Raw genomic sequence first — 18,782 nt, 5'->3', positions numbered from 1 at the left:
AATGCCTTGCGTCGAAAAATCCGGATCGATGCGGGTCGGGACTTGATGTGAACGACCTGCATCGTCCCGGGAAGCCCTGTGACGGTTAAGCGGACCGGCGACCTGCTATCCCAATCAGGCAAGCATATCAGCCGGTATCCCGGGCGTACAGTTGCTTGCGATGCCCTTGTCGGGTCGGGGCCCATTGGCGTGACAGTCCCACCGGAAGTACTCGCGACAGCCAATCAAGTAATGGGGTGAATTGGTTCCCGGGGCGTTTGCCGTCAGCGACCCGGCGATGGGCCAATGGGGTGTACTGCGTTCTAGCGAGAAATTTGGTGCCCGTAATGATGTAAAATAGCGTACAAGCAGACTTGGAAACCCAACGACCATAGTCGGAGGGAAATGCAATGGACCGGCGCACTGTTTTAACAGGGGCCGCAGCGTCAGCCGCGGGGCTGGCGCTGACCCGGGGCGCATCGCACGCACAGCAAGTCGGCAAAATTTACCGGATTGGCGTGCTCCTGAACCGTAAAAGCCCCAGCCCGGAGACCGAAGCACTTCGCACCGGTTTGACACAACTCGGCTATATTGAGGGGACCAATGTCATCTATGAGATGCGTCCTGCTGAAGGACAGCTCGACCGTTTGCCCGGCTTCGCTGCTGAACTGGTCAGCAAAGGCGTAGATGTCATTGTCAGCTTCGGTGGTCCACCGACGAACGCCGCACGAAAGGCGACCACGACGATCCCAATCGTGTTTGCCCTTGTCGCCGATCCGGTCGCCATTGGCGCAGCGGCTACACTCGATCGGCCCGGCGGAAACCTCACAGGGGTCACCAACAACGATCCCGAACTTCCCATTCGTCAGATGACACTTCTTAAGGAGGCGTTTCCGAAACTCGCGCGGGTCGCGATATTCAGCGACGCAGATATTCCGGGCGCCGACGCCAGCGGTTTGGCGCCCATCGACCGCGCCAACACGGCCGCCGCCCGCGCGGCCGGCCTCACACCTCAAGTGCTGAAATTGCGCGGCCCGAAGCCGGATTTCGATGCTGCGTTCAAGGCCATGCTCAGCGAGGGCGCCGAGTCGCTGGTGGTGCTGGAGGTCCCCGCCGTTTTCGCCATTCCAAAAACCATTGCGGAATTGGCCACTGCGCGTCGCATACCGACGATGTTGTGGGGTGGACAGGGGGATGCGGGCGGCCTGATGTCCTACGGTACAAGTTACACGTCCACCTATCCGCGCGTTCCAGTGTATGTCGACAGGATTCTCAAGGGCGCCAAGCCTGCGGAAATGGCGATTGAAGTCTTCTCGAAGCACCAACTCGTGATCAACCTCAAGACCGCACGCGAACTCGGCTTGATCCTACCGGCCGAACTGCTGAAACGCGCCGACCGCGTCATTGAGTGAAAGCTCGACTTCCGCGCCGCACGGGCTCAGGCTGTGCCTACAGCCCGGTAAACCCGGCCTTGACCGGATCATTGCTGCCGTCGAGCTGGCGCAGATAGGTCAGCCCGCACACGGTCAGCCGGTGCGTGTCCTTTTCGCCTGCCTCGAACAGTGTCTTCACATAGTCCGTCACCTTGGCGCGCGCCTCCTCGCTGGCGGCGGTGCTGCGGTTCAGCAGCAGATCGTAGGTCTGCATGATGCGGTCGATCGCGGCTTCCATGGCGTTCTCCTGAGGTGATGCGGTCAGGCGGACAGGCTGGTGATGGGTCTGCTGGCTTCGGATTCTTCGGCTTCGAATTTGGCGATCGCCTTGTTGGCGAGCCGGATTCGGTTGAACTCGCCGCGCTGGAACAGATTGACGATGATTTCGAGCAGCCGCTCTTCGGTGGCAAACGTGTCCGGAATAGCGCCCGCCTTGCGGAGATAATTCGAGGCGATGGCATAGGCATCGCCAACCACTTCGACATTCATGACCTGCAATCCACGCTCAACCAGCATGCCCTCAGCCTTCCCGTGACAGGCTGATAATGCGCCGGCGGGCGAGAAGTTCCATTTCGGAAAAATCGGCTTTTCGGCTTCAAAAACAACGGCCGAACCGGCCGCCGAGACCACGCCCGCTCCAGCTTTTTGTTTGACGCGTTTTCTTGACGCGAACCGGTGCCCACCCTCGGATCAAGTCCGAAGGGATTAGCGCTATCCCCAAAAAACAAAAACGCACCGGACCCGGAAGAACCGGAGCCGATGCGCCTTGGGCAGGACTTGCTGCCTTGCCAGTTGGGTTGACCGCTTGTTGGGCCGCCGGTCTTCTAAGCGGCCGGCTTGGCCTTCAAAGTGGTCGAATTTTTTTGTTTTGACTCAGAGCCGATACAGGATCTGGTCGGTCCAGAACCGCTCGAGCCGGTGCAGCGACTTGTTCAACGTCGCGAACTCGTCGTTCGAGATGCCGCCGACCTGCTCCACGGTCTTGACGTGCTTCTGATAGAGCGCGTCGACGATCTTGCGGATTTCCTGGCCCTGCGGGGTGAGGCGGATGCGGACCGAGCGACGATCAACGCGGCTGCGCTGATGATCGAGGAAGCCGAGCTCGACGAGCTTCTTGAGATTATAGGAGACGTTGGAGCCGAGGTAGTAACCGCGCGTGCGCAGTTCGCCCGCGGTCAGTTCCTTGTCGCCGATGTTGTAGAGCAGGAGCGCCTGCACCGAATTGATGTCGGCGCGACCGCGGCGATCGAACTCGTCCTTGATGACGTCGAGCAGGCGGCGATGCAGCCGCTCCACCAGAGTCAATGCTTCGAGGTAGAGCGGCTGCACCGGAGCTTGACCGGCAGAGCGTTCAGCGGTTTCCACCGCCGTTGCAACGGCTTTGATCATGACACTTCCCCTGTTGTCGTTTTTATCGACTTATTTCGACGAAACTTGTGTCCCGCCTGATAGCCACAACTTAAGGGGAGCGTTTGAAGATCCGCTTAAATAAGACAATAAAGAGATCATGAATTTAAGACAGTGAATCGTGCATTAAGCCCATGGATAAAGGGCTTTTCGCAACTTTTCATTGACGGTGAAAGGCCGCTGTTCACGCTTCGTCTGCCTGCCCTGTCGCATTCCAAAACAGGTCCGTCTGAATTCGAAACGCCCGCGTAACAGGTGTGACGGAACCCTTTACGGTGACTGAAAGGTTACCGTCAAAATAATCGAAAATTGTACGGAATCGCGCCGCGATTTTCGCACGCGGGACAATGTAGCGTTTCGGGGCACGCGCGCTGCTCGGCCGTCCGACCGAAAAACGTATCAATAAATTCGAGCACCGACGTCGCGGTCTCGAAGAAAAAAGATGACCGGGACATCTGCGCGAAGACGCGCTGCTGCCCGGCCATGACGAAATCCAGAAATGAATCCCGATTGGGATGTGTCTATGGCGGGCGTTCGCGCGCGGCCATCCAGGCGAGCGCCAGATAAGCGGCGAGCATCACGGCTTCGAACGCCACCACCGTCAGGCTGCCGCCGTAGATGCCCGGGAACATCAGTTCGATCACCGCCATCGACACCACGGTCGTGAGCCACACCACCGCACCCCACGGCGTCGCCAGCCAGAGGCCGACGGCGGCGACGAGTTCGATCACCGCGAAATAGATCGTCGCGGTCTGCCAGGCCATCGACTGGTTTTCGAACGCCTCTTCCTCGCCGCCGATGAAGCCGGTGACCTGGGCCCAGTGGTAGAGACCCTTGACGATCGAGATGATCGCCATCACGCGCAGGAACAGCACCAGCCGGCGCGTCCAGCCATTGTCGTCGGGCTCGATCCGCTCCGACGAGATCGCCGCCACCGACATCGCGTTGTCGCGGTCCCTGGCGTTGTCGCGGGCCTGGTCGCGCAGGCTGTCGCGCGCTGACGTGTCAGACATGACGGTTCACCCGGCGGCTCATTCGGAAGTTGGCCTCGGAATCGGGGCGGATGGGAAGCGAAAATGTCGTCATCCGGGGAGTCTTGGCCCGCCGGGGCGGCAAAATCAATTGCTTATGATCGGGATCAAGGCCGCGGTGACGAGGCATGCGCAAGATGCTAGAACTGGAACAAGTCCAAATCAGCCTCCAAATTAGCCTTGCGGGAGTACCCTTCAGATGGCGATCAAATTCGGGCGTCCGATCGAAATGCGCGACACGCCCCGGCGGCCAACCGCCCTCTCCTCGCAGCCGCTCGACCTGGTCACGCGCCCCCGCCGCAACCGCAAGGCCGAATGGGCCAGGCGGCTGGTGCGCGAAAACGTGCTGACCACCGACGACCTGATCTGGCCGCTGTTCGTGGTCGACGGCCACAATACCCGCACCCCGGTCGCCTCCATGCCCGGCATCGACCGCATCACCGTCGACCAGACGGTGCGCGATGCCGAGCGCGCGGCGAAGCTGAACATCCCCTGCATCGCACTGTTCCCCTATACGGAAGCGTCGCTGCGCGACGAGCACGGTTCCGAGGCGCTCAACGCGGACAACCTGGTCTGCCAGTCGGTGCGCGCGATCAAGAAGGAATTTCCCGATATCGGCGTGCTCTGCGACGTGGCGCTGGATCCCTTCACCAGCCACGGCCATGACGGGCTGATCGAGGACGGCAGGATCCTCAACGACGAGACGGTCGCGGTGCTGGTGCGGCAGGCGCTGGTGCAGGCCGAAGCCGGCTGCGACATCATCGCTCCATCAGACATGATGGACGGCCGCGTCGGGGCCATCCGCGAGGCGCTGGACGAGGCCGGCTTCCTCGACGTGCAGATCATGGCCTATGCCGCGAAATACGCCTCGGCCTTTTACGGGCCGTTCCGCGACGCCATCGGCTCGGCGAAAACGCTGACCGGCGACAAGCGCACCTACCAGATGGACAGCGCCAATTCCGACGAGGCGCTGCGCGAGGTCGAACTCGACCTCGCCGAGGGCGCCGACATGGTGATGGTGAAGCCGGGCATGCCCTATCTCGACATCGTCCGCCGCGTGAAGGACACGTTCGCGGTGCCGACCTTCGTCTACCAGGTGTCCGGCGAATACGCGATGATCGCCGGTGCGGCCAACAACGGCTGGATCGACGGCGACCGCGCGATGATGGAAAGCCTGGTCGGCTTCAAGCGCGCCGGCGCCGACGGCATCCTGACGTATTTTGCGCCGAAGGCGGCGGAGAAGCTGAAGGCGGAGTCGTAGCGCGGCTCAACGCGCCGCCTCTGCGGCGGGATGCGGACCGCATAGCGGGCGAAGCGCCTCGCGCTCCTGCTGCGACAACACGGTGAGCGGATAGATTGCCTGGCCCTCGCCTTTCTCGAAGAACGGGTGCGGCCACGCTTTTCCGCGCAGGCGCCAGCCGAGCACCTTGCCGATGGCGCGCAGGATGAGCGACAGGTTGAGGCCGGTCGAGCCCGCCGGCGGCTCGCCGATCGCGTATTTCCCAAGGATCGCGCCGGTTGGCGGCCCGAACACGTCGTCGGCCCGCTGCGCCGCATTGTCGAAGGCCTGCGCAACGATTCCAACGAAGGGAATAGCCGGCGTGAGCGTGTTGCCGACCGGGGTGTTGCAGCAACTTGCGTACCATCGGAACAGGCCTTTCGGCGCCAGCCGTAGTCCGACGATCCGATGTTGTCCCTGCAGGAAAGCCAGTGAGGCCGGCGCGACCTGAACGATGTCGCTGCCGCCTTGCGAATTGAGCAGATCGGCGCGGCCGAGCCGGTGCGCAAAGGCCTGGCAGTCGTCGCAATAGCAGACCACCCGATTGACCGTCCGTGGCGATGCGCCCGTGACCCGTGCCCGGACTTCACCGCAGCGGCAACGCAATTCCACCTGAGCGCTCATTCGGACTGTCCTTCTTTGTCTTTCTCCGCCATTCCGGGATGGTCCGAAGGACCAGACCCGGAATCTCGAGATTCCGGGTTCGCGTCTTTCGACGCGCCCCGGAATGACAGGAGCGCCCCCAATTCGCCGGAATATTGCGGCGTGTTAATGTTCGACAGCCCTTGTGGCCGCGCGACCGGTTCCCATGTGACGTTGCGGGAATATGCGGTCTGGAGGACTGACCATGTCTTATAGCGGTTCGGGGTACGACGGCGGCGACTCACATGCTGGCGGCGCCCCGCCGCATGCGTTCGATCCTTATTTGCAGCCGGAACTGTTCCGCGGCGTGCTGACCCGGCGGGTTTTTGCGTTCCTGATCGACCTCGTCGTGTTGTCGGTGCCGGTCATCCTCGGCTACCTCTTCATCGCCGTGTTCGGCCTGATCACGCTCGGGCTCGGCTGGGCGCTGTTCTGGCTGGCATGGCCGGCTACCGTGGTCTGGGCCATCGTCTATTACGGCGCCTCGATCGGCGGGCCGCATTCGGCCACCATGGGCATGCGCGTGATGGATCTGGAGCTGCGCACCTGGTACGGCGAGCCCGGCTATTTCGTGCTCGGCGCCACCCACGCCGTGCTGTTCTGGGTCTCGGTCTCGTTCCTGTCGCCGCTGGCGCTGCTGGTCGGCCTGTTCAACGCCCGCCGCCGGCTGCTGCACGACGTCATCCTGGGAGCCGTGGTTATCAACAGCTCGATACGGACCCAGGTCGCACCTGCGGCGCGCAGCTATTGAGGTCGAGCATGGCCGGAAAACCGATCACCACTTTTCCGGATCATGCACGAGGTAAACCAATTGACCGTTAGCCTCCGGAGCGCGAAGCTGTGGTTTAACTGCTTCGGTACCTGCTTCGGAGGCCTGACGACCTGACGTGACCCAGCACTCCCGCGACACCCCGCAATTCTACCTGACGGCGCCCTCGCCCTGCCCGTATTTGCCGGGCCGGCACGAGCGCAAGGTGTTCACGCATCTGGTCGGCGACAAGGCCGGCGACCTCAACGACCTCCTGACCCATGGCGGCTTCCGCCGCAGCCAGTCGATCGCCTACCGCCCGGCCTGCGACCAGTGCCGCGCCTGCGTCTCGATCCGGGTCATCGCCAACGAGTTCCGCCCGTCGCGCAATTTCCGCAAAATCCTGGCGCGCAATGCCGACGTCATCGGCGAACAGCGCAGTGCGGTGCCAACGTCCGAGCAATATTCGGTGTTCCGCGCCTATCTCGACAAGCGCCACCGCCACGGCGGCATGGCCGACATGACCGTGCTCGACTACGCGATGATGGTGGAAGACAGCCATGTCGAAACCCGCATCATCGAATACCGCAAGCGCGGCGTCGATTCAGGCATCACCGGCCGCGGCGAGGAGCTGATCGCCGTAGCGCTGACCGACGTGCTCAGCGACGGGCTGTCGATGGTGTATTCGTTCTTCGAACCGTCGCAGCAGAGCCGCTCGCTCGGCACCTTCATGATCCTCGACCACATCACCCGCGCCCGCAGGCTTGGTCTGCCTTACGTCTATCTCGGCTACTGGATCGAAGGCTCCAAGAAGATGGACTACAAGGGCCGCTTCCTGCCGCAGCAGCGGCTGGCGCCGTCAGGATGGCTCCGCGTCGAGGCGACCGGCGAAGCGCTGTCGGAGCCGCAGGACTAGCCAAACAACATATCGAAGAGCAGCTTCACGTTCAGCGCCACGATAATGCCGGCGACGATCCAGGCCAGTATCGCGACCGAGCGCGAGATCGCGAACGGGCCCATCTTGTTCGGGTCGGACACGAACCGCACCAGCGGGATCACCGCGAACGGCAATTGCATCGACAGCACGACCTGGCTGAACACCAGAAGCTGGCTGGTTCCGCGCTCGCCGTAGAGCGCGGTAATGATCACGACCGGCACGATGGCGATGCCGCGGGTGACAAGCCGCCGTGCCCAGTTCGGCAGACGCAGGTGCAGAAAACCTTCCATGACGATCTGGCCCGCCAGGGTCGCCGTCACGGTCGAGTTGAGGCCGGAAGCCAGCAGCGCCACCGCAAACAGCGTCGAGGCGATACTGAGCCCGAGCAGCGGCGACAGCAACTCAAACGCCTGGCCGATTTCGGCGACGTCGGAATGGCCGCTGGAGTGGAAGGTGGCGGCGGCGACGATCAGGATCGCAGCGTTGATGAACAGCGCCAGCATCAGCGCGATGGTGGAATCCGCCGTCGCCCATTTGATAGCGTCGCGGCGGCCTTCGTCCGTGCGCTCATAGGCGCGGGTCTGCACGATCGAGGAATGCAGGTAGAGGTTATGCGGCATCACGGTGGCGCCGATGATGCCGATCGCGATGTAAAGCATCTCCGGATTGGTGACGATCTCCGGCGACGGTGCAAATCCGCGCAGCATCGCGGCCACCGGTGGCGCCGCCGCCGCGATCTGGATCGCAAAGCAGACCGCGATCACGACCAGCAGCGCAATGACGAAGGCTTCGAGAAAGCGGAAGCCCTTGTTCATCAACAGCAGCAGCAGGAAGGCGTCGAGCGCGGTAATCAGCGCGCCGCCGATCAGGGGAATGCCGAACAGCAGCTTCAGCGCGATCGCCGTGCCGATCACCTCGGCCAGATCGCAGGCGATGATCGCGGCTTCGCAGACGAACCAGAGCAACAGGTTCACCGGCTTCGAAAAACTGGCGCGGCAGGCCTGCGCCAGGTCGCGGTCTGTGGCGATGCCGAGCCGGGCCGCCAGCGCCTGCAGCAGGATCGCCATCAGGTTCGACAGCAGGATCACCGACAGCAGCGTGTAGCCAAACTTCGAACCGCCGGCGAGGTCGGTCGCCCAGTTGCCGGGGTCCATGTAGCCGACCGAGACCAGATAGCCCGGGCCGAGGAAGGCCAGCAGCCGGCGCGCCCAGTGGCCGCCGAAGACCGGGACCGCGACAGTCGCGTTGACCTCCGGCAGGCTGGGCTGGACATCGGCCGCCGCATCAGCCCGCCATCCGGCGGCGCTCGCGGGCGCGGTTTGAGGGCGCAATTCGGGGGTTCGGGCATCCATTTCAACAGGATGACCGAACTCCGGCCTTATTGCAACTCATTTGCAACTGCATCTAGGCCGGGTTGGCTAGCTGCATAGCTCGGTTGTCTGAGCAGACGGCTCTTAATCATGGGGTCCGAAGTTCGCGCCCTCGTGCGACAGTCCTTCCATCACGCTCAATCGCGACACAGCGAGAACGGCGCCTCTGGGTTGCGTCATATGGGGTCATTTTCGGATCTTCCCCCAAAAACGGACATCACTCGTCAGATTGGCCAGTTCCGAAAAGTGCCCATAACCGGACCTGCAAGACCGAAGCTATTCGAACGAAAAAATCTTCTTCCAGTCGTTCTTCATGCTGATCACGGTCCAACCGTCTTTTTTTGCCTCATTATAGAGCGCTTGCGTAAAGGTCCCGACTTTGGTGTTCGGCAATCCTTGGGCTGGGCCGTAGGCATATTCGCGTTTCGCATCGTCATGTAGCACCAGCATCATCAGCCGCGCACCAGCGCCAACCCCGGTGTATTCAAGCATTTCCCGGTCTCCGTCCGAATTGCCGAACGCTGCGTACGGCCGACGGCCGATCATCAGGTGAATCCCCTCAGGTTTGCCGGCCTTGTCGTCGTTCAGGAGTAGCTTCGGCTCTTTGGTCAGGAACGGCGTGCCGTCCTTATGGTAGCCGAACTTTGTACCGCCAGCGGTCCCGACTACCTGTTCGGGTGGAATGCCATATACCCGCTGGCTATAAGTACGCACGAAATCCTGGCCACCGCCGGTCACGATGTAGGTTTTGAACCCGTTCCCACGCAGATACTGCATGACTTCGAGCATTGGTTGATAGATCAGATCGGTATAGGGCCGTTTCCAGCGTGGGTCCTTGGCGGTTTCCAGCCATTTGCTTGCTTCGGCTTCGAAGTCTTCCACCGGCATGCCGGTCAGTGTCGCGATGAGGATTTTCTCGAGGTCATGTAGTGGGAGCTTGGCGATTGCCTCGCGGTTGCCCGACAGGACTGTTTTGAACGGCTCGACGTTCTTGAGTTTCGGGTCCGCCTCTACCACTGCGGGCACGCGGTCTAGGCAATAGACAACTTGCGAATAGATCGGATGCTCGACCCATAGCGTGCCGTCCTGGTCGAAAGTGGCGATGCGGTCCTCCGGAGGCACGAATTTCGGGCTGGCCTGCTCAGTGGTGGCTCGCACGAAGTCGAGGATCGCTTGTTTAGCAGGTCCTTCATTCCAAGAGGGCAATGTGCCGCTTGAAGTGGTCTGGGCCGACGCGGAGATCGACAAGAGCGGCGCGGACATGGCTGGAAGCAACGCCAACGTCGAGAGCAAGGTGCGACGGTCGATGCTGGCACGCGGAATATCCTCCTTCATGTTCATCTACTCCTGTGCATGACAACTCTGTTTGCTCGTGTCGCGGAGAGCGGGACGTGTTTGACCTAATTCAAATCGACGGGCCGCGAGTACGTTTGACGAAAATCGTAGCCACCGCCTATGCGTAAACGGCAGGCAGATCGAATGTCCGGTGCGGGTCAAACGCGCCGTTTTGACGATGCGCCGCTGAGTTCCGGTGTACCCCGATAAACAGACTTACTCGGCGGCGGCCGCCACTTCGCAAAAATGCCACAAGCAGTCATCCCCGATCATTGCGCCGACGCGCAACTTTTTCACCACGCGTGGAAGCGTTGGGCGTGTGGTCTGGAATTTCCAATTATCGGTCCCCTTGTTGTCGGGAATCGGGTGGGTTTGGCGCGCCGCGGACCGGACAGTGGCGGCCAACCGAATGCTTCAGGGAATCACGCCCATGTCCGCCGACACGCCCCACCTGCCCGCGACCTTCAACCGCCTGGCCTGGTCCAACCTCGCCGCCCAATCCGCCGAACAGATCGCGCTGGCCGCGGCGCCGATCGTCGCGGTGCTGCTGCTCGGCGTCGGCGAAGGCCGGACCGGGCTGCTGCAGACCGCGCTGACGCTGCCCTTCATCCTGTTCGCGATTCCCGCCGGCCTGCTCGCCGACCGGATTTCGCGGCGTTACCTGATGGCGGGCGCCGAGGCGCTGCGCGCGGCGGCGCTGGCCGCGACACTGCTGCTGATCTGGCTCGGCCTGATGACGCTGCCGCTGCTGGCGCTGCTCGGCTTCGTCGCGGTATGCGGCACTGTTGCCTACAGCGTCGCCGCGCCGGCATTGGTGCCGTCGCTGGTGACGCCGCCACAACTGCCGGCGGCGAATGCGCGGATCGAGCTCGCGCGCACCGTGGCGTTTGCGAGCGGGCCCGCGCTCGGCGGCGTGCTGGTCGGATGGGTGGGCGCGGCGCCCGCCTTCGGATGCGCCGCGATCCTGTCACTGGCCGCGGTGGTGCTGCTCTCCGGCATCTACGAGCCGGCACGGCAACCCGCGCCGCGGCGTCAGCCGCTGCAGGATATCAGGGAGGGAGCGGCGTTCGTGCTGCATCACCCGCTGCTGCGGCCGGTGTTCATCACGCAATTCATCTTCAACACGGCTTCGTTCCTGCTGCTCGCCGTGTTCGTGCCCTACGCGATCCGGCGTCTCGGACTATCGGCAACCGGTGTCGGTGTGACGCTGGGAATGTACGGCGTCGGCATGGTGGTCGGCGCGCTGCTGGCGACGCGGGTGATGAAACGTCTGGCCTTCGGCACCGTGGTCGGGCTCGGCCCGGTGACCGGCTTCGTCGCCGCCTGCGTGATGGCGCTGACCACGATCGTTCCGACGCCGCTGCTGGCGGGCTTGAGCTTCTTCCTGCTCGGCGTCGGCCCGATCCTGTGGGTGATCTCGACCACGACCTTGCGCCAGTCGGTGACGCCGCCGTCGCTGCTGGGCCGGGTGTCCGCGATCAACATCATGAGCTATGGCGCCAGGCCGCTCGGTTCCGCGCTCGGCGCCATCGTCGGCGGCCTTTACGGCGCCGAGGCCTGCCTCTATCTGGCCGCGGCCATCTTCGGCGCCCAGGCGCTGGTGATCCTGCTGTCGCCGGCAGTGTCGCTGGCGCGGCAGCCTGACATGGTCGGGGACGGACCCGCGCTGCGGGCGTGTTGACGAAAAGTCGTCATTCCGGGGCGACGCGAAGCATCGAACCTCAGATGTGCAATTGCACATCGGGGAATCTCGAGATTCCGGGTCTGGTGCTAACGCACCATCCCGGAATGACGGCCTCAATCCGCCATTGCCGCTTCCCTTGCCCGCTTAATATGATATTCATCATCTAAATATCAGCACAGCGGGAACCCTCCATGGCCGACCAGAGCATCGCAATCGACGCCGCCCCTCGTCCGGAGGCGTCCTCCACCTTCGTGCAGATCGCGGTGCTGGCAGGGCTTGCCGCCACCGGCACGCTCGCCACCAACATCCTGCTGCCGTCGCTGCCGCAGATGGCGGCGTCGCTGAATGTCACGAGTGCCGCGGTCACCTCGGCCATCACCATCTTCCTCGCGGTGTTCGCACTCGGCCAGCTCGTGGTCGGGCCGATCTCGGACCGCTACGGCCGCCGCTGGCCGGTGTTGATCGGATTCGCCGTGTTCTTTGCCGGCAGCGTCTGGTGCGGCCTCGCCACCGATCTGCCGGGTCTCCTGACCGGCCGTGTCATCCAGGCGGCCGGCGCCTGCGCCACCTCGGTGCTGTCGCGCGCCATTGCGCGTGACATGTTCTCCGGCGCGGCGCTGGCGCGCGCCATGGCGCTGATCATGATCGCGATGGCGGCAGCGCCCGGCTTCTCGCCGCTGCTCGGCGGCGCGCTCGATCATTACTTCGGCTGGCGTTCCGAATTTGCGCTGGTCGCCGCCTTTGCCGGCCTCGGTGCGCTCGCCTACGGCGCGGTGTTCGGCGAGACCCATCATGCGACGCGGACCCCGCTCGATCCGCTGGCGATTGCGAAAAACTATTTTGGCCTGGTCACCGACCGGCGTTTTGTGGTGCCGGCCACCACCGTCAGCCTGATCATGGGCGGGCTGTTCGCGATGTTCTCGGCCGCACCGCGCGTGCTGATCGAGGCGATGCAGTTCACGCCGATCCAGTTGGGTCTGTTCTTTGCCGGCACCGTGATGATCGTGTTCGCGGCCGGCATGCTCGCCACAAAACTGGCGCCGCGCTACGGGCTCGACCGCTCGATCCGGGGCGGACTGTGGGCAGCCGCCGCCGGCGGCATCGCGATCCTGCTGGTCGCGCTGTACTCGCCCTCCTTCCTGCCGTTCCTCGGTGCGATGTGCGTGTTCCTGCTCGGCATGGGTATCGTCAATCCACTCGGGACCGCGCAGGCCCTCTCGCCGTTCGGCGACCGGGCCGGCGCGGCGTCGGCGCTGGTCGGCTTCTTCCAGATGATGTCGGCCGCGATCGGCGTCTGGCTGGCGGCGACGATTTCGCACCAGGCGCTGTTTGCGCTCGGCGTGGTGCTGACGGTGTTTTCGCTGCTCGCGTTCGGCCTGTACGCGCTGCGGGCCAAGGCCGGCTAACGACGGGAGCCGGTCAGAACCTCTGCCACGATCCGCCATCGACCGACACCTCGCGGCCATTGCGGTCCTGCCCGCGGACGTTCAGCTTCCCGTCGTCGAAAGACAGCGTATACATTTGCTCGGACAAGCCCGCGCCCAGGATCAGGCGGCGAAGCACGAAGGTATGGTCGTTCGACCAGCTTCCCTTCGCCGCCGAAACGCCGGCGGGGGTCATATCGCCCTTTTGGTATAGCCCATCGAGCCCGATCGGACCGCCAACCTTGCGCGATGGCGCCGTTGGGTCGCGGTCGTAGAATTCCAGATCGACGCGCGGCTGTGAACCGGCCAGCGTCAGCGAGAGTGATTTCAGCCCCAGCGCGTTGCCGCGAAACGTGAAGACCTTTCCCGAGATCGCAGCTGCGGTATCGGGCGCTACGCCCACCTCGCTCGGCTTCTCGGTCGAAACCTCGCGGACGGCGCTGGCAAGCAGGTCTGCACCATCTGGCGACGGCGCCAAAGCGGTCTCGGATTTGACCGCGGCGGAGATGAAGTCAGTCACGGCGCCGAACGAATAAAAATCCCTGGCCGTCGTCACCGCCACGATATCCAGCGCCGGAAACACCATGATCACCTGGCAATGATATCCGACCGCCATGTAGACGTTTCGCTTGGGTAGCGCCCAGAAGAAGTTCGAATACCGGAAATCCGGTTCGAACTTCAGGTTCATGTCGATCGTCGCGTGACTCGCCTTTTCGGTCCAGCCAGGTGGAACCAGCGTTTTGCCTTCCCACTCGCCACGCCTGAGATAGAGATAGCCGATCTTCGCCATGTCGCGCGGCTTTAGCGCGAGGCCATTGCCACCGGTCGAGACGCCCTGCGGATCGCGCCGCCAACGCCATTCGTCGATCCCGAGCGGGCCGAACAGCCGGGCCTTGGCATAATCCTCGGCACTCATCCCCGTCAGCCTGGTGAGAATGGCCGAAAGAAGATGCGGATTGCCGCTGTTGTAATTGAAGATATCGCCGGGCGCGTCCGACATCGGAAGGTCGAGCACGAATTTGGTCCAGTCCGGGCTGCGCTCCATCTGGAAGAACGTCACCGGCTGACCGTCGGTCGGCTCGCGCCAGTCGATTCCTGAAGTCATGTCCAGCAGGTGCTGGACCGTGATGGCTTTCTTGCGGTCTTCCAAATTGGCGATGCTGCGGTCGGCAAAGAAGTCGAGCACCGGATGGTCCGTGCTGTCGAGCAGCCCGTCCTTCAACGCCATCGCCGCCAGGGTGCCGATGACGGCCTTGGTGGACGAATTGATGATGTGCGGAATGTCGGCGCTGTAAGGCGCATAATACGCATCGAGCACGATCTTGCCGTGGCGCGCGATCAGCAGGCTGTCAAAGCGGCGGCTGGTCCCGTACGCGACCAGCTTGGCCAGATCAGCCGAATCCATGCCCTGCTCTTCCGGCGAGGATGTTTGCCATCCCTTGGTCGGCCAGACTGGTTCCGCGCTGACTTGAGGCTTCTGTTCCGATTTTTCTTGAGATTTTTCTTGCGCGGCAGCGCCACAAATCGAAGCCGTCAGCATGATCGTGGCGAGCACGATCCCCAGACCGGAAACGCTTGGGCTTTTCATCGCCGCCTCGTCGAGAGGTTACGTCCGGCCCGATCGATCATCGGCCTGACCGCAGGTGATTCTCAGTCAATATGTCTGGCGCAATCCGGCCGTCAGTACATCGCACGGCCAGGGGGAAGTAAAATTACAAGTCCGCAACCTATCGCGGGTATCTCAAACCCGGGTGGACGACAAATCAAAGCTTCCTGAAAGTCTTCGGCCGGTGAAACCGCCATGTTGTCATCATCCTCGCTTCGGCGAGTCCATATCAGGATGACAAGCCATGACCATGATTAACAACATTCCCAGCTCTGCCGCGACCGTTCCCATAGGCCGCAAGTTCGCAGCCTATCTTGGCAACCGCGTCAACCACTGGCTGGCGGCCTGGATCGCCCGTCAGGAGCGCGAGGCCGCGCGAAAGATGCTGCTCAGCTTCGGCGACCGGCAACTGCGGGATATCGGGCTGTTCCGGTCGCAGATCGATGGCTCCTTGAGCAACCCGCACCAGCCAGATTGAGCGCTCGCCCACCGGCAACCAAAAGGGCCTGCCTCGCGGCAGGCCCTTCGCGTTTATCGTTTATTCCGCGCCGTCTGTTTGCCGCATCATCAGGCGGCCTTTGAGAGCCCCTCTACATCGGCCAGCGCCTGGTCGAGGTCGGCCAGGATGTCGTCGATATGCTCGATGCCGATCGACAGCCTGACATAACCCGGCGTGACGCCGGTCATGGCCTGCTCCTCGGGCGAGAGCTGGGAATGCGTCGTCGAAGCCGGGTGGATCGCAAGGCTGCGGGCGTCGCCGATATTGGCGACGTGATAGAACATCTTCAGCCCGTCGATGAACCGGCGGCCGGCTTCCATGCCGCCCTTCAATTCGAAGCCGAGCAGCGCGCCATAGCCACGCGACAACACCGCGTCCGCGCGCCGCCTCGCCTCCCCGGTCATCAGCGAGGGATGGATCACCTTGGTGATCCCCGGATGCCTGGCGAGATGCTTCGCCACGGCATTGGCATTCTCGCAATGAACCCGCATCCGCAGCGGCAGCGTCTCCAGTCCCTGGATGAACATGAAAGCGTTGAACGGCGACATCGGCGCACCGACATCGCGCAGCAAGGTGACGCGGGCCTTGATGATGTAGGCAATCGGTCCCAGCGGCTTCACGGCCTCGGTCCATACCACGCCGTGATAGCTCGGATCGGGCGTATTGAGCATCGGGAAGCGATCCCTGTGCTTGGCCCAGTCGAAATTGCCGCCGTCGATAATGATGCCGCCGATCGAGGTTCCGTGGCCGCCGATATATTTGGTGGTGGAGTGCACCACGATCGCAGCGCCATGATCGAGCGGCCGGCACAGTACCGGGGCAGCGGTGTTGTCCATGATCAGGGGCACGCCGAGTTCGCGCCCGATCTTCGCCACTTCGGCGATCGGAAATACGGTGAGCTTCGGGTTCGGAAGCGTCTCGGCATAGTAGCAGCGCGTGCGCGCGTCGGTCGCGCGGCGGAAATTCTCGGGGTCAGACGGATCGACAAAGCGACACTCGATCCCCATCGTCTTCAGCGTATTGGCGAACAGATTCCAGGTGCCGCCATAGAGATCGGTGGACGCGACGAAATTATCGCCGGCGTGACAGATGTTTTGCACCGCGAACAGCGAAGCGGCCTGTCCGGATCCGAGCGCCAGGCCGGCGACGCCGCCCTCAAGCGCGGCCAGCCGAGTCTCCAGCGCGTCGCAGGTGGGATTGCCGATCCGGCTGTAGATGTTGCCCAGCTCCGCCAGGGCGAACAGGTTGGAGGCGTGCGCGGTATCGCGGAATTCGAAGCTGGTGGTCTGGTAGATCGGAACCGCCACCGCGGTCGTGGTGGGATCGCTGCGATAGCCGGAGTGCAGGACGAGCGTTTCCGGATGCTTGCTGTTGGTCGGCATGTTGGTCCTCTCGGTTGTTACGAAATTCATGCAACGTCGTTGTCGTCAATCAGTCGTGTCAGGATTTTTCTTCCCCGACCCGGTCGGACAGCGCACGGCGCTCGAACCGAAGCGGCGGCTTCAGATCCTCGATCTGGCTAAGTCCGAGCGACAGCCCGGCGAGTTCATCGGCCCGCGCAATGTGCCTTGCGATCTCCGGATTGATCGCGGCGGCATGCGAAAGCGCCAGCATGTGGCCCGCGTCGGGCAAATGCCGTATCTCGGCTCCTTCCACGATCGCGGCAAGACGCCGGACGATGCGCTGGGTGAAATAAGGCGACGTCCCACCTGAAAACAGCAGCGTCGGCACGCGAAGCGAGGCGGCTGCGATGGTGACGTTTTCTTCCGACAGCGCGGCGGTGAAATCGAACGCCAGCTTGTCGGCGCGTTCGATCATGCGCAGGCGCGTGCTCGCCGGCAACGGGTCCTGCGGTCCGGATCCGTTCCAGAACTCGATGAACTTGTCGATCGCTTCCAGCACCGATCCGTTCCAGAGGTCTTCGGAAACGTCCCGCCCAAACTGCGCGAAGCGCGCGTGAAGCCGCCGATCCGCATCGCTCTCGCACAACAGCGTCGGCAGCACAGGCTCGATCAGGGTCAGGCTGCGCACCCGGTGCGCGAAGGCTGAGTCGGTGGCGATCTTGAAGGCGATGGCGCCGCCGTAGGAGTGGCCGACGAGATGGATCGGCCCGGCCGCGTCGTTGAGGTGACCGCTGACGCATTTGACCTCTTCGGCCAGCGTCAGCGGCAGGTCCAGCGCGCAGGTGCTGGCGCCGTAACCGGAAATATCCGGCGCGATGAATGGGTGGCTGCGCCCGAGTTCGTCGGCAAGCCTGGTCCATTGCCGCCCCGAACCGAGCGAGCAATGCAGCGCCACGACGGTGCTTTTGACGGGCTTCGCAAATGAGGCATGTATCACTGACGTCATCGGACTATTCCTGATCGTAGAGTTGGGTTGACTTGAGCTTGCGGCGCGACGCCGCTCCGACCCGGACCGCACCACGGTCCGGATCTGGAGTCGTCGGTGGCTATTCCCGCGATCAACGTTTGGTGATGACGACTTCGAGATATTCGCTCGGCACCACCATGGTGGCGTCGCCGGAGCGGTTCATGCGCACGATCAGCGCGTGCAGATCGTCGTGCAGTTCTTCCTGCTTTGCCGGTTCGAGGGCGGCAAACGCCTTCAACACCGGGCCATAGAAGGTCTTGAACACGTCGAGGAAGTGCGCCGGGGAACGATAGCGAAAATTGAACAGCCGTGATTCCGCCTTGATCGAGCGCGCGCCGGCGTCGAACATTTCGGTCATGCGCACGCGCGTGCCCCACAACGCCGGCGATTTGGTGCCGGCCGGCGGCGGCAAATACTTGCCCAGCGTCTTGAAGACTTGGCCGATGAAGCCATCCGGCGTCCAATTTGCGAGGCCAATCTGCCCCTTCGGCCGGCATACCCGCAGCAGCTCGGCCGCGGCGCGGTCCTGGTTCGGCGTGAACATGACGCCGAAGGTGGAGACCACCGTATCGAAGCTGTTGTCGTCGAACGGCAGGTTCTCGGCATCGGCTTCCTCGAAGGCGATCGTCATGCCTTCGGCGCTCGCACGCGCGCGGCCGCGATCGAGCAAGGCCGGCACGTAGTCGGTCGAGGTGACGTCGCACCAGCGCCGCGCCGCGGCCAGACTCATCATGCCGTTGCCGGCGGCGACGTCGAGCACCTTCGAGCCGGACTTGAGATCGAGTGCTTCGCAGAGCTGCTCGCCGACGATCTGCAGGGTCGAGCCGACGATGGCGTAGTTGCCCGAGGACCACGCGACCTGTTGTCGCGTCTTGAGCGCGACGAGATCGGGGGCAAGACTGGCGGCTTGGGTGGCGGATTGGGTCGGGTTCGTTGCTGCGGATGCGGGGCCGGCCATTGGAGTCTCCCTTCGAGATCGCCCGGCGGCTACGGAGGCAACCGCGGTGAACCGAACATGACCCTGCGCAGACCTAAAGA

Annotated in this window: 19 protein-coding genes; 7 read left to right on the top strand and 12 right to left on the bottom strand. The window is 63.1% G+C overall.

Going from position 1 to position 18,782, the window contains the following annotated elements:
* Positions 1 to 389 precede the first annotated feature (389 nt).
* Complete coding sequence (locus FFI89_RS15510; RefSeq protein ID WP_138837932.1) at positions 390 to 1,391, top strand: ABC transporter substrate-binding protein; 1,002 nt, start codon at positions 390 to 392, stop codon at positions 1,389 to 1,391.
* Between the two features lie 37 nt (positions 1,392 to 1,428).
* Here FFI89_RS15510 and FFI89_RS15505 read toward each other — a convergent pair whose 3' ends face one another.
* From FFI89_RS15505 to FFI89_RS15485, 5 genes are all read right to left on the bottom strand, one after another.
* The gene (locus FFI89_RS15505) at positions 1,429 to 1,650 is read right to left on the bottom strand and encodes a hypothetical protein (RefSeq protein WP_138837930.1); all 222 of its coding nucleotides are present in this window, start codon (positions 1,648 to 1,650) and stop codon (positions 1,429 to 1,431) included.
* A gap of 23 nt (positions 1,651 to 1,673) precedes the next feature.
* Positions 1,674 to 1,928, bottom strand: coding sequence for a hypothetical protein (locus FFI89_RS15500; protein ID WP_138837928.1), 255 nt, complete (start codon positions 1,926 to 1,928; stop codon positions 1,674 to 1,676).
* A gap of 357 nt (positions 1,929 to 2,285) precedes the next feature.
* Positions 2,286 to 2,801 carry a transcriptional regulator LdtR gene (gene ldtR / locus FFI89_RS15495; RefSeq protein WP_138837926.1) on the bottom strand — a complete coding sequence of 172 codons (516 nt, stop codon included), beginning with the start codon at positions 2,799 to 2,801 and terminating at the stop codon, positions 2,286 to 2,288.
* 311 nt (positions 2,802 to 3,112) lie between these two features.
* Positions 3,113 to 3,304 carry a hypothetical protein gene (locus FFI89_RS15490; RefSeq protein ID WP_138837924.1) on the bottom strand — a complete coding sequence of 64 codons (192 nt, stop codon included), beginning with the start codon at positions 3,302 to 3,304 and terminating at the stop codon, positions 3,113 to 3,115.
* Positions 3,305 to 3,340: 36 nt separating this feature from the next.
* Entirely contained in the window at positions 3,341 to 3,832 is a 492-nt protein-coding gene (locus FFI89_RS15485) for a DUF6163 family protein (RefSeq protein ID WP_138837922.1), read from the bottom strand.
* A gap of 217 nt (positions 3,833 to 4,049) precedes the next feature.
* Between FFI89_RS15485 and hemB the strand changes: the two genes are divergently transcribed.
* A complete protein-coding gene (gene hemB, locus FFI89_RS15480) occupies positions 4,050 to 5,111 on the top strand; it encodes a porphobilinogen synthase (RefSeq protein ID WP_138837920.1) in 1,062 nt (353 codons plus the stop codon).
* Positions 5,112 to 5,117: 6 nt separating this feature from the next.
* Here the strand turns inward: hemB and FFI89_RS15475 are convergent, their stop codons facing one another.
* Positions 5,118 to 5,753: a DUF6151 family protein gene (locus FFI89_RS15475; RefSeq protein ID WP_138837918.1), complete on the bottom strand. Its 636-nt coding sequence runs from the start codon at positions 5,751 to 5,753 to the stop codon at positions 5,118 to 5,120.
* A gap of 223 nt (positions 5,754 to 5,976) precedes the next feature.
* On the opposite strand from FFI89_RS15475, the gene FFI89_RS15470 reads away from it, so the two are divergent.
* Together FFI89_RS15470 and FFI89_RS15465 are read left to right on the top strand one after the other, a co-directional pair.
* Positions 5,977 to 6,522 carry an RDD family protein gene (locus FFI89_RS15470; RefSeq protein ID WP_138837916.1) on the top strand — a complete coding sequence of 182 codons (546 nt, stop codon included), beginning with the start codon at positions 5,977 to 5,979 and terminating at the stop codon, positions 6,520 to 6,522.
* Between the two features lie 136 nt (positions 6,523 to 6,658).
* A complete protein-coding gene (locus FFI89_RS15465) occupies positions 6,659 to 7,435 on the top strand; it encodes an arginyltransferase (RefSeq protein WP_138837914.1) in 777 nt (258 codons plus the stop codon).
* On the opposite strand, the gene FFI89_RS15460 is transcribed toward FFI89_RS15465, so the two are convergent.
* Both FFI89_RS15460 and FFI89_RS15455 read right to left on the bottom strand, forming a co-directional pair.
* Positions 7,432 to 8,808 carry an Nramp family divalent metal transporter gene (locus FFI89_RS15460; RefSeq protein ID WP_138837912.1) on the bottom strand — a complete coding sequence of 459 codons (1,377 nt, stop codon included), beginning with the start codon at positions 8,806 to 8,808 and terminating at the stop codon, positions 7,432 to 7,434. The two genes, FFI89_RS15465 and FFI89_RS15460, sit on opposite strands and share 4 nt — an antisense overlap.
* Before the next feature lie 294 nt (positions 8,809 to 9,102).
* Positions 9,103 to 10,161 carry an HAD family phosphatase gene (locus tag FFI89_RS15455; RefSeq protein WP_138837910.1) on the bottom strand — a complete coding sequence of 353 codons (1,059 nt, stop codon included), beginning with the start codon at positions 10,159 to 10,161 and terminating at the stop codon, positions 9,103 to 9,105.
* A gap of 430 nt (positions 10,162 to 10,591) precedes the next feature.
* On the opposite strand from FFI89_RS15455, the gene FFI89_RS15450 reads away from it, so the two are divergent.
* Positions 10,592 to 11,842, top strand: a complete 1,251-nt coding sequence (locus FFI89_RS15450) for an MFS transporter (RefSeq protein ID WP_138837908.1) — start codon at positions 10,592 to 10,594, stop codon at positions 11,840 to 11,842.
* Between the two features lie 194 nt (positions 11,843 to 12,036).
* Positions 12,037 to 13,251, top strand: coding sequence for a multidrug effflux MFS transporter (locus FFI89_RS15445; protein WP_138837906.1), 1,215 nt, complete (start codon positions 12,037 to 12,039; stop codon positions 13,249 to 13,251).
* Positions 13,252 to 13,264: 13 nt separating this feature from the next.
* Here the strand turns inward: FFI89_RS15445 and FFI89_RS15440 are convergent, their stop codons facing one another.
* On the bottom strand, positions 13,265 to 14,674 hold the full coding sequence (locus FFI89_RS15440) for a serine hydrolase (RefSeq protein ID WP_246669466.1): 1,410 nt from the start codon (positions 14,672 to 14,674) through the stop codon (positions 13,265 to 13,267).
* Positions 14,675 to 15,119: 445 nt separating this feature from the next.
* On the opposite strand from FFI89_RS15440, the gene FFI89_RS15435 reads away from it, so the two are divergent.
* The gene (locus FFI89_RS15435; RefSeq protein WP_210249122.1) at positions 15,120 to 15,353 is read left to right on the top strand and encodes a DUF1127 domain-containing protein; all 234 of its coding nucleotides are present in this window, start codon (positions 15,120 to 15,122) and stop codon (positions 15,351 to 15,353) included.
* A gap of 89 nt (positions 15,354 to 15,442) precedes the next feature.
* Here FFI89_RS15435 and FFI89_RS15430 read toward each other — a convergent pair whose 3' ends face one another.
* From FFI89_RS15430 to FFI89_RS15420, 3 genes are all read right to left on the bottom strand, one after another.
* Positions 15,443 to 16,756, bottom strand: a complete 1,314-nt coding sequence (locus FFI89_RS15430; RefSeq protein WP_138837902.1) for an O-acetylhomoserine aminocarboxypropyltransferase/cysteine synthase family protein — start codon at positions 16,754 to 16,756, stop codon at positions 15,443 to 15,445.
* Positions 16,757 to 16,814: 58 nt separating this feature from the next.
* Positions 16,815 to 17,723 carry an alpha/beta fold hydrolase gene (locus FFI89_RS15425; protein ID WP_138837900.1) on the bottom strand — a complete coding sequence of 303 codons (909 nt, stop codon included), beginning with the start codon at positions 17,721 to 17,723 and terminating at the stop codon, positions 16,815 to 16,817.
* 112 nt (positions 17,724 to 17,835) lie between these two features.
* Positions 17,836 to 18,702, bottom strand: a complete 867-nt coding sequence (locus FFI89_RS15420; RefSeq protein ID WP_138837898.1) for a class I SAM-dependent methyltransferase — start codon at positions 18,700 to 18,702, stop codon at positions 17,836 to 17,838.
* Between the last annotated feature and the right edge of the window lie 80 nt (positions 18,703 to 18,782).

This window comes from Bradyrhizobium sp. KBS0727 (assembly GCF_005937885.2).
GTDB lineage: Bacteria > Pseudomonadota > Alphaproteobacteria > Rhizobiales > Xanthobacteraceae > Bradyrhizobium.
Note: the sequence above shows the minus strand (reverse complement) of the source record. Positions and strands in the feature narration are given on the sequence as shown.

What these genes read in the sequence shown, in the direction of transcription:
- FFI89_RS15510 (WP_138837932.1), top strand. Translation starts at nt 390, where the DNA reads ATGGACCGGCGCACTGTTTTAACAGGGGCCGCAGCGTCAGCCGCGGGG.
- FFI89_RS15505 (WP_138837930.1), bottom strand. Translation starts at nt 1,650, where the DNA reads ATGGAAGCCGCGATCGACCGCATCATGCAGACCTACGATCTGCTGCTG.
- FFI89_RS15500 (WP_138837928.1), bottom strand. Translation starts at nt 1,928, where the DNA reads ATGCTGGTTGAGCGTGGATTGCAGGTCATGAATGTCGAAGTGGTTGGC.
- ldtR (WP_138837926.1), bottom strand. Translation starts at nt 2,801, where the DNA reads ATGATCAAAGCCGTTGCAACGGCGGTGGAAACCGCTGAACGCTCTGCC.
- FFI89_RS15490 (WP_138837924.1), bottom strand. Translation starts at nt 3,304, where the DNA reads ATGGCCGGGCAGCAGCGCGTCTTCGCGCAGATGTCCCGGTCATCTTTT.
- FFI89_RS15485 (WP_138837922.1), bottom strand. Translation starts at nt 3,832, where the DNA reads ATGTCTGACACGTCAGCGCGCGACAGCCTGCGCGACCAGGCCCGCGAC.
- hemB (WP_138837920.1), top strand. Translation starts at nt 4,050, where the DNA reads ATGGCGATCAAATTCGGGCGTCCGATCGAAATGCGCGACACGCCCCGG.
- FFI89_RS15475 (WP_138837918.1), bottom strand. Translation starts at nt 5,753, where the DNA reads ATGAGCGCTCAGGTGGAATTGCGTTGCCGCTGCGGTGAAGTCCGGGCA.
- FFI89_RS15470 (WP_138837916.1), top strand. Translation starts at nt 5,977, where the DNA reads ATGTCTTATAGCGGTTCGGGGTACGACGGCGGCGACTCACATGCTGGC.
- FFI89_RS15460 (WP_138837912.1), bottom strand. Translation starts at nt 8,808, where the DNA reads ATGGATGCCCGAACCCCCGAATTGCGCCCTCAAACCGCGCCCGCGAGC.
- FFI89_RS15455 (WP_138837910.1), bottom strand. Translation starts at nt 10,161, where the DNA reads ATGAAGGAGGATATTCCGCGTGCCAGCATCGACCGTCGCACCTTGCTC.
- FFI89_RS15450 (WP_138837908.1), top strand. Translation starts at nt 10,592, where the DNA reads ATGTCCGCCGACACGCCCCACCTGCCCGCGACCTTCAACCGCCTGGCC.
- FFI89_RS15445 (WP_138837906.1), top strand. Translation starts at nt 12,037, where the DNA reads ATGGCCGACCAGAGCATCGCAATCGACGCCGCCCCTCGTCCGGAGGCG.
- FFI89_RS15440 (WP_246669466.1), bottom strand. Translation starts at nt 14,674, where the DNA reads ATGGATTCGGCTGATCTGGCCAAGCTGGTCGCGTACGGGACCAGCCGC.
- FFI89_RS15435 (WP_210249122.1), top strand. Translation starts at nt 15,120, where the DNA reads ATGACCATGATTAACAACATTCCCAGCTCTGCCGCGACCGTTCCCATA.
- FFI89_RS15430 (WP_138837902.1), bottom strand. Translation starts at nt 16,756, where the DNA reads ATGCCGACCAACAGCAAGCATCCGGAAACGCTCGTCCTGCACTCCGGC.
- FFI89_RS15425 (WP_138837900.1), bottom strand. Translation starts at nt 17,723, where the DNA reads ATGACGTCAGTGATACATGCCTCATTTGCGAAGCCCGTCAAAAGCACC.
- FFI89_RS15420 (WP_138837898.1), bottom strand. Translation starts at nt 18,702, where the DNA reads ATGGCCGGCCCCGCATCCGCAGCAACGAACCCGACCCAATCCGCCACC.